The organism is Sphaerotilus sp., from assembly GCF_041083715.1.
GTDB lineage: Bacteria > Pseudomonadota > Gammaproteobacteria > Burkholderiales > Burkholderiaceae_C > Sphaerotilus.
In genome coordinates, this window is record NZ_JBFPGY010000184.1 from 1 (window position 1) to 9,468 (window position 9,468).

At 69.5% G+C, this 9,468-nt stretch carries 6 protein-coding genes; all 6 read left to right on the forward strand.

Features of this window, described 5'->3' with window-relative positions:
• Positions 1–1,117, forward strand: a 1,117-nt coding sequence (locus AB3X43_RS08115; protein ID WP_369429339.1) for a methyl-accepting chemotaxis protein, incomplete at its 5' end; no start/stop codon positions are given.
• Between the two features lie 34 nt (positions 1,118–1,151).
• On the forward strand, positions 1,152–1,958 hold the full coding sequence (locus AB3X43_RS08120; RefSeq protein ID WP_369429340.1) for a CheR family methyltransferase: 807 nt from the start codon (positions 1,152–1,154) through the stop codon (positions 1,956–1,958).
• A 22-nt stretch (positions 1,959–1,980) separates the two neighbouring features.
• Positions 1,981–3,129 carry a chemotaxis-specific protein-glutamate methyltransferase CheB gene (cheB, locus tag AB3X43_RS08125; protein ID WP_369429341.1) on the forward strand — a complete coding sequence of 383 codons (1,149 nt, stop codon included), beginning with the start codon at positions 1,981–1,983 and terminating at the stop codon, positions 3,127–3,129.
• A gap of 93 nt (positions 3,130–3,222) precedes the next feature.
• Complete coding sequence (gene ectB / locus AB3X43_RS08130; protein WP_369429342.1) at positions 3,223–4,500, forward strand: diaminobutyrate--2-oxoglutarate transaminase; 1,278 nt, start codon at positions 3,223–3,225, stop codon at positions 4,498–4,500.
• A gap of 4 nt (positions 4,501–4,504) precedes the next feature.
• Positions 4,505–8,557, forward strand: a complete 4,053-nt coding sequence (locus AB3X43_RS08135) for a Pls/PosA family non-ribosomal peptide synthetase (protein WP_369429343.1) — start codon at positions 4,505–4,507, stop codon at positions 8,555–8,557.
• Between the two features lie 14 nt (positions 8,558–8,571).
• The gene (locus AB3X43_RS08140; RefSeq protein ID WP_369429344.1) at positions 8,572–9,348 is read left to right on the forward strand and encodes a 4'-phosphopantetheinyl transferase family protein; all 777 of its coding nucleotides are present in this window, start codon (positions 8,572–8,574) and stop codon (positions 9,346–9,348) included.
• Positions 9,349–9,468 lie beyond the last annotated feature (120 nt).

The window sequence follows — 9,468 nt, forward strand, 5'->3', positions numbered from 1 at the left end:
CGGCCTGGTGCGGGCCGCTGTGGCCGGCAAGCTCGACGTGCGGGCCGACGCCCAGCGCCACGAGGGCGACTTCCGCCGCATCCTCGAAGGCATCAACCAGACGCTCGACGCCATCGTCACACCGCTGAACGAGGTCCGCGCCACGATGGCGGGCGTGGAGGCGGGCGACCTGACGCGCCAGGTGGAGGGCCACTACCAGGGCGCCTTCGCCGAGCTGCAACGGGCCGTGAACACCACCGTGGTGCGCCTGGCGTCCACGCTGGCCGACGTGAGCCTGGCGGCACAGGCGCTCAGCGTCGCGGCACACCAGGTGTCCAGCACCTCGCAGACGCTGTCGCACTCGGCGTCGGAGCAGGCGACCAGCGTCGAGCAGACCACGGCGTCGCTGCTGCAGATGGCGGGCTCGATCCGCCAGAACTCGGCCAACGCGGTCACCACCAACGAGATGGCGGCCGAAGCCTCCCGCGAGGCGCGTGATGGCGGCAACGCCGTCAGCCGCACGGCAGAGGCCATGACGTCGATCGCCTCGAAGATCTCGATCATCGACGACATCGCCTACCAGACCAACCTGCTGGCACTCAACGCAGCCATCGAGGCCGCCCGCGCCGGCGAGCACGGCAAGGGTTTCGCGGTGGTCGCCGCCGAGGTCCGCAAGCTGGCCGAGCGCAGCCAGATCGCCGCACAGGAAATCGGCCAGCTGGCCGGCTCCAGCGTCAGGCTGGCCGAGCAGGCCGGTGCGGTGCTGGCGCGCATGGTGCCGGGCATCGCGCACACCAGCCGGCTGGTGCAGGAGATCTCGACCGCCTCGGGCGAACAGGCCGAGGGCGTCCAGCAGATCACCATGGCCATGAACCACCTCAACACCACCACCCAGCAGAACGCAGCGGCCTCCGAAGAGCTGTCGGCCACGGCCGAAGAGCTGTCCGGCCAGGCCATGGCACTGCAGGACATGATGGCCAGCTTCCGACTGACCCGCCCGGAACCGCAGCCGCTGCCGGGCAACGCCCGCCCCCACCCGAAAGCACACCAGGACCGCGGCACCCGCGCTGCGCGTCCCATGCCCCTCTTGCCCGGCAGACGCAATGCCGTGGACGAAACCCAGTTCAGCACCTTCTGACGGGCACCTGCGACCCGTGCGACCAAGGCCGACCATGACCATGCTTTCCAAGAATTCCTTCCAGGCCGTGACAGCGATGTTCCGACAGGTCTCTGGCATTCAACTCTCCGATGCCAAGCAGGCCCTTGTCGCGGGTCGCCTGCAAAAACTCGCGCAAGCCCGCGGCCTGCGCGATGTCGATGCCTACGTCGATCTGCTGATGCGCGAGGGCGACGCACAGGAAATGGTCAAGGTGGTGGACAAGCTGACCACCAACGAGACCTACTTCTTCCGCGAGCCGCAGCATTTCGAACACCTCAAGCGCATGCTGGCGGAGCGCCGGCCAGGGGCCGCAGCAGGTGATTTCAGGGTCTGGAGCGCTGCGAGTTCCTCCGGCGAGGAGGCCTACAGCATCGCGATGCTGCTGGGCGAACACTTCGGGCTGAAAGGCTGGCAGGTGATCGGCACCGACCTGTCGACCGCGATGGTGGACACCGCGCGACGCGGCCTCTACCCGCTCGAACGCGCCCGCCTGACCCCCACGCCGCTGCTCAAGCGCTGGTGCCTGAAAGGCCACGGGGACAACACCGGCAAGCTGATGGTCGCGCCAGAACTGCGTCAGCTGGTGCGGTTCGAATGTGCCAACCTGACCCGGACACTGCCCGAGATCGGCCAGTTCGACCTGATCTTCCTGCGCAACGTGCTCATCTATTTCGACAATCCCGGCAAGGCCGACATCGTCAAGCGGGTGCTGACGCGGCTCAAGCCAGATGGACTGTTGTTCACAGGCCACGCCGAATCGATCGCCAATCTGGGCATTCCGACCGTGGCAATGGCACCTGCCGTCTATCGCCACGCCTGAGTCGATCGAAAGCACCGACAGCGTGGCACAACACCTCTTCCTCATCGATCCGGCCGCCATCGGGCGGCTGCACCTCCAACAGTCGCTGGCAGCGGCGGGATTCGAGATCACCGGAACCGCGGCAGATCCCGGCTTTGCCTGGCCGAAACTGCAGGCCCGGTGGCCGGACGTCATCGTGTTCGACATCGAATGGCCACAGCTGGATGTGGCGGGTTTCCTGAAGCGTCTTTTCGAGGAGCGACCGACCCCCGTGGTGGTCTGCGCCGCCCATCTGACCCAGGCGGATCCGGTCGTCCAGCTGGCCCTGGCCGCGGGTGCCACGGCCTTCGCGGTCCGGCGCTCCGCGACGGCAACCAGGTCCGCCGCAGCGCCAGGTGCAGGCCCGGAAACAAACCATGCGCTGATCGCCGCCGTGCGGCAGGCCGCGCGGGCCTCGGTGTCGCTGCCAGCCCTGCGCACCAGTGCACCGCCGTTGCCCACCGCCGCCTCTCTCATGACAGCCGCACCGCTGTACATGCCAGCGCCGCCGCCAGCCGCCAGCAGCCAGCGCACGACCGCGGGCCGACCTGCCACCCGTGTGGTCGCGATCGGCATCTCGACGGGGGGCGTGCAGTCCATCGAAGCCGTTCTGCGCCAGCTCGGTCCGGACACACCGGGCATCGTGCTGGTCCAGCACATGCCGGAAAAGTTCACGGCCTCGTTCGCGGCGCGGCTGAACAGCCAGTACACGCTGGAAGTGCTGGAGGCCCGCGATGGCGACGTGGTGCTGGACGGACGGGTATTGATCGCACCTGGCGGCAAGCAGATGAGCCTGCGCCGTGCGGGCGGGCAGTACGTGGTCGAGGTGCGGGACGGCGCGCCGGTCAACCACCACCGCCCGTCGGTCGATGTGCTGTTTTCGTCCGTCGCACGCTGCGCAGGGCGCAACGCGCTCGGCATCATCATGACGGGCATGGGCGGCGACGGCGCCCGCGGCCTGCTGGAGATGCATGAAGCCGGCGCCTGGACGGCTGCGCAGGATGAAGCGAGCTGCATCGTTTTCGGCATGCCCGCCGAGGCGATTCGCCTGGGCGCCGTCGACGATATCCTGTCCTTGAACCGGATCGCCGAGTGGATCATGACCATCAGTCGATTCCCGGGACGTGACCGGATGAAGGCAGCGACAAGGTGAGCCCGATGGCACACTACAAAGTTGGACACCGCATGGTGCCCGGGTCTGGTACCGAGCCGGGCCAATCTGATCCGAATTCCTTGGGAGCCCGAAATGTCCACAACGGACGAACGATCCGTATTCCTGCGCCGCGAGTCTGAGGCTCGCAGCTACTGCCGCCGCTTCGACGCCGTGTTCGCGTCGGCCAGCGGCAGTGTCCTGCGCGACACCGCAGGGCGGGAGTACATCGATTTCCTGGCCGGTTGCGCGGCACTGAACTACGGGCACAACGACCCGGACATGGCTGCGGCCCTGATTGCCCACATCCAGGGCAATGGCATCGCCATGGGTCTGGACCTGCACACCGACGCCAAGCGCGCCTTCCTGGAAACCTTCGAGCGCGACATCCTGCGTCCGCGCGGCCTGTCGCACCGGGTGCAGTTCACCGGGCCGACCGGCACGAACGCCGTCGAGGCCGCGATGAAGCTGGCGCGCAAGGTGACCGGGCGCCACAACGTCATCGCCTTCACCAATGGCTACCACGGCGTCACGCTGGGAGCGCTCGCGGCCACCGGCAGCCGCTACAACCGCATGGGTGCGCCGCTGTCCGGCGTCACGCGGGCACCGTATGACGCCTACATGGGCGCCCACACCGACACGGCCGATCTGCTGGAGCGCATGCTGGACGACCCGTCGAGCGGCGTGGACCTGCCAGCCGCGATCCTGCTGGAGACCGTGCAGGGCGAAGGTGGCCTCAATGTCGCCTCGGCGGGCTGGGTCGCCCATGTGGCGACCATCGCCAAGCGCCACGGTGCGCTGCTCATCGTCGACGACGTGCAGGCCGGTTGCGGTCGCACCGGCAGTTTCTTCAGCTTCGAGGGCATGGGCGTGGTGCCGGACCTGGTCGCACTGTCCAAGTCGATCTCCGGCTTCGGGCTGCCGATGGCGCTGGTGCTGGTCAAGCCCGAGCACGACCGCTGGCTGCCCGCCGAGCACAACGGCACCTTCCGCGGCAACACGCATGCCTTCGTCACGGCACGCGTGGCGATCGAGACATACTGGCGCACCCCGGACTTCCAGGCTGGCACGGCGCTGCGCGCAGCGCTCGTCACGCAGCGGCTGGAGCAGATGGCGCGGATCATCCCCGGCTCGGTGCTCAAGGGGCGCGGCATGATGCAGGGCCTCGACGTCGGCACAGGCGAGCGTGCCGCCCGGATCTGCGCGGAATGCTTTGCGCACGGACTGATCGTCGAGACCTCCGGTGCCCATGACCAGGTCGTCAAGATCCTCGCACCGCTCAACACCCCGCTCGATCTGCTGACCCAGGGCCTGGACATCCTCCACGCCGCGACCCTGGCCACGGCCACGACCGACCTGCTCACTGCGGCCTGACCCGATGCACCTGATCCCTGACCCGCAGGCGCACATCCTGCGGCTGCCGAACGTCGACCACCGCGTGCGCTGGCAGCCCGGCGAACGCCTGCACCACCTGTTCGAAGCCCGCTGCGACGCACTCGCCCACGAGGGACGTGCCGAAAAAATCGCCGTCCACAGCGACGACGCGGTGCTCACCTATGCGCAACTCGACGCGCGGGCCAACCAGCTCGCCCGCCACCTGATCGCCACCGGACTGCGACCCGGCGACCGTGTCGCGCTGCTGTTCGACAAGACGGTCCACAGCCACATCGCGGTGCTGGCCGTGCTCAAGCTGCACGCGGCCTACGTGCCGCTGGACCCCGGTTTTCCGGCCGACCGCATGGCCTTCATCTGCGAGGACGCACAGGCCCGCGTGCTGCTGAGTGTTTCGCACTACCGGGCGCTGGCTGCCGGCGTGGCCCCGGCGATGCTGGCGATCGACGAACTCGACGCGGCGATCGACCGCATGCCCGACACCCGGCTCACGCCGCAGGAGCTGCAGGCCGCGGGCGGCATCGACAGCGCCCTCTGCTACGTCATCTACACCTCCGGCTCGACCGGGCGGCCCAAGGGCGTGCCGATCGACCACAACGCCATCTGCAACTTCGTGCGGGTGGCCGTCGAGACCTACGGCTACCGCGACACCGACCGGGTCTACCAGGGCCTGACGCTCGCCTTCGACTTCGCGGTCGAGGAAACCTGGGTCCCGCTGCTGGTCGGCGCCACGCTCTACCCCAACCAGAGCGGCAGCAGCCTGCTCGGCCACGACCTCTGGCAGTTCCTGCAGTCGCGCCAGATCACGGCGCTGTGCTGCGTGCCGACGCTGCTGGCCACGATCGAGCAGGACCTGCCCGACCTGCGCCTGCTGATCGTCTCCGGCGAGGCCTGTCCGCGCGACCTCGTCACGCGCTGGGCCGGACCGCAGCGCCGCATGCTCAACGCCTACGGCCCGACCGAGACCACCGTCACCGCCACGCTGGCCGAACTGCACCCGGACGAGCCGGTCACCATCGGCCAACCGCTGCCGACCTACGCGATCGTCATCCTCGATCCGGACACGCCCCGCGGACTGGCCGCCGGCGAGATCGGCGAGATCGGCATCGCGGGTGTCGGCGTCGCCGTGGGCTACCTGAACCGGGAAGACCAGACCGCCAAGGCCTTCATCCCCGATTTCCTCGGGATCGAACACAACACCTCGGGACGCCTCTACCGCACCGGCGACCTCGGCCGCATCCGTGAGGACGGCCAGGTCGAGTACCTCGGCCGCATCGACACGCAGGTCAAGATCCGCGGCTACCGCATCGAGCTGGCCGAGATCGAGTCGGTGCTGATGCAGGTGCCGGCCGTGCGGCAGGCCATCGTGCACACGCACGAATCCGCGCCCGGCGTGGTCGAGCTGGTCGCCTACTACACCGTGCGGCCGGACCACGACGCGCCGAGCGGCGAGGCGCTGGCCGAGGCGCTGCGGCTGCAACTGCCGGGCTACATGGTGCCGGTCTACTACGAGCACCTGGCGCAGATGCCCATGCTCGCCAGCGACAAGGCCGACCGCAAGTCGCTGCCCCCGCCCAGCCGCGGCCGGCTCCACCGGGCGGACCAGCACACCGTGCCGCCGGAAGGCGCACTCGAGACGGCGATCGCCGAGACGCTCGCGCAGATGCTGAACCTGCCGCAGGTGTCGGTCGAAGACAACTTCTTCCAGGACCTGGGCACCAGCTCGCTGCTGCTGGCCCATTTCAGTGCCCGCCTGCGCGAACGCCTCGGCCGCAGCGACCTGTCGATGAAAGTGATCTACGCGCACCCGACCGTGCGCGCGCTGGCCACCCACCTCGCGGCAGCCACCCCGGCGACACCGCGCGCCAGCGCCGCTGCGCCGCCCCGCGCACCACACCGGGCCACCACGCTGGTCTATCTGGGCTGCGGTGCGGCGCAGGTGATCGCAGTGCTGGTCTACAGCTGGCTGCAGTTCGATGTCTACCTGCGTGGCTTCGACTGGATGATGGACATCGACGACTCCCTCGGCGCCTACTGGCGCGCGGTCGTGGTCGGTGGCGCCACCTGGGGGCTGACCGTGCTGGTGCCGGTGGCGCTGAAATGGCTGCTCATCGGCCGCTGGACCGCCGGCGAATTCCCGGCCTGGGGCGTGCGCTACTGGTGCTTCTGGGTCGTGCGGCAGCTGATGCGCTTCAACCCGATGCAGGTCTTCGCCGGCACGCCGCTGTACACGCTGTACCTGAAGGCACTCGGCGCCCGTGTCAGCCTGCGCGCGCTGGTCGTCACGCCGACCATGCCCATCTGCACCGACCTGATCGAGATCGGCGAGGACAGCGTCATCAGCCGCCACGTGCTGCTCAACGGCTACCGCGCCGAAGGCGGGCGCATCCGGACCGGACCGGTGCGGATCGGCCGGCGCTGCTTCGTCGGCGACAACACGCTGATCGACATCGACACCGCGATGGCCGACGACAGCCAGCTCGGCCACAGCTCCTCGCTGCAAGAGGGCCAGCGCCTGCGGGCCGGCGAGCGCGCCCACGGCTCGCCTGCGCAACCCTGCGAGACGGTGTACCAGACGCTGCCCGAGGCGCCGCGGCCCTCCGCGCTGCGCATGGCGGTGTTCAGCGCCGCCCAGCTGGCGATGCTGCTGCTGGTCTACCTGCCGCTGCCGCTGTGGCTGATCCACCTGGCGCTGAACGCGAACAACGAGCACATCGACCTGCTGGACCGCGTGACGGATTCGCTCTCGATGGCGCCGCTGATCGGCGTCGCCGGCTTCGCGGCATGGCTGGTCGGCCAGACGCTGCTGATGTTCACCGTGCCGAAGGTGTTCGTGCGGCAACTGGAGCCGGACCGGATCTACCCGCTGTACGGCGTGCACCACCTCGTGCTGCGCGGCGTCACGGTGCTCACCAACTCGAAGTTCCACTGCGCCCTGGCCGGCGACAGCTCCTTCGTCACCGGCTACCTGAAGGCGCTCGGCTACCGCTTCCTCGGCGGCGTGGAGCAGACGGGTTCGAACTTCGGCATGAACCAGACGCACGACGTGCCGGGGATGTGCGAATTCGGGCGCGGCACCATCGTCTCCGACGGCCTGATCATCAACAACACCGACCTGTCGAGCCGCAGCTTCCGCCTGCGGCCGACCACGATGGGCGCGAAGAGCTTCGTCGGCAACGCGGTGCTGTTCCCGGCCGGAGCGCGCGTGGGCGACAACTGCCTGCTCGCCACGCGGGTGCTGGTGCCGCTGGACGGGCCGGTGCGCCAGAACGTCGGGCTGCTCGGCTCGCCCAGCTTCGAGATCCCGCGCTCGGTGCAGCGCGACATGCAATACCAGATCCCGCGGGACAGCGCCCTCTTCGCCGAGCGGCTGCAGCAGAAGAACCGGTCCAACCTTGTCACGGTGGGGCTGTTCCTGGTGATGGAAGCCGGCGGCGCGGCGATCGCATCCTTCGTGTTCTACCTGTTCTACGGCCTGGGCCACGGCAGTTCGCTGGCGCTCGCCGGCGGCGGTCTGGCGAGCCTGGCGGTGCTGGTCGTCTACCTGGTGCTGATCGACCGGGCCAGCAGCGGCTGGAAACGCCTGGAGGCGCGCACCTGCTCGATCTACGACCCGGCCTTCTGGGACCACGAACGCTTCTGGAAGCTCGCCCTCTCCGGCGACAGCGCCGTCATGCTGATGCTGCGCGGCACGCCGTTCATGGGGCTGCTGTGGCGCGGGCTGGGCGTGCGGGTCGGGCGGCAGCTGCTCGACGATGGCACCTCGATCACCGAGAAGACCCTGCTCACGCTCGGTGACCACTGCACGCTCGGCGAGCTGAGCACGCTGCAGAGCCACTCGCTGGAGGACGGCGTCTTCAAGTCGGACCACATCGCCATCGGCGACGGGCTGACCCTGGGCTCGCGGGGCTACGTCCACTACGGCGTGCGTGCAGGCGACGCCGTCCGCATCGCACCGGACAGCTTCGTCATGAAGGGCGAGGAACTCGCCAGCGGCTCGACCTGGCAGGGCAATCCGGCGCAGGCCGTGGCCGCCTGACGGGGCGGGGCGGCATGCGCTCGGTCACCGCAGCGTTGCTGGCACAGGCCGGTCACGATCCAGCGGTCGAGCGGCAATTGCAGGCCCTGTTCCAGCCGGCGCCGCACCCGTGGCCGCCGCACCTCCCCGCGGAGGACCACAGCGCGTGGACCCTGCCGCTGGACGCGCTGGCACCACTGCTCCTGGCGGAAGGACGCCTGGCCGCCCTCGTGCCCGCCGTGGCGGATCGCTGGCCACGGACTCGGCAGGTGGCCCATGCCGGAGGCCGGCTCTGCGCGGAGCGGGCATTGGCCGCACTGCGGGGACAGCCAGCCGCCACCCAGGCCATCGGCCGCCGGCCGGACGGCAGTGCGCAGTGGCCCGCAGGCTGGACCGGCTCGATCACCCACGACCGGCAGAGCGTGACCGCGGCGGTGGCCGCCACCCGGCGGGTACGCGGACTGGGCATTGACAGCGAAGACATTCCGGCCATCGGCATCGCCGCCGATGTGGCCGCGATGTGCTGCACCACACGCGAGCGCCAGGCGCTGAACCCACCGGGCGGCCTGGATGCCCGGCGCGTCGCGGTCACCTTCGCGGCCAAGGAGGCGTACTACAAGGCCGTGGCGCCGCGGGTCGGTCGGTACGTGGACTTCGAGGAAGTCGAGGTGACCGACATCGATCTCGACCAGCGCCGCTGCACCGTGACCGTGAACGGCCAGCGCCCGGACCTGCAGGCGCTGGCGGCGACCGCCTCGGCGCGTTGGATCGAGGCGGAGGGCACCCTCCACCTGCTGCTGGCCATCGGCTGAACCAGACCGGCCTCAGCCGGTGCAGAGCCGCGCCTTCGCCGCCAGGTACTCGCGCTGCAGCCGCGCCACCCGCTCGGCGGCCGGCACCACGGCGTCCACCGCGCCGATGCCCTGCCCGCA

What these genes read in the sequence shown, in the direction of transcription:
- AB3X43_RS08120 (WP_369429340.1), top strand. Translation starts at nt 1,152, where the DNA reads ATGACCATGCTTTCCAAGAATTCCTTCCAGGCCGTGACAGCGATGTTC.
- ectB (WP_369429342.1), top strand. Translation starts at nt 3,223, where the DNA reads ATGTCCACAACGGACGAACGATCCGTATTCCTGCGCCGCGAGTCTGAG.
- AB3X43_RS08135 (WP_369429343.1), top strand. Translation starts at nt 4,505, where the DNA reads ATGCACCTGATCCCTGACCCGCAGGCGCACATCCTGCGGCTGCCGAAC.
- AB3X43_RS08140 (WP_369429344.1), top strand. Translation starts at nt 8,572, where the DNA reads ATGCGCTCGGTCACCGCAGCGTTGCTGGCACAGGCCGGTCACGATCCA.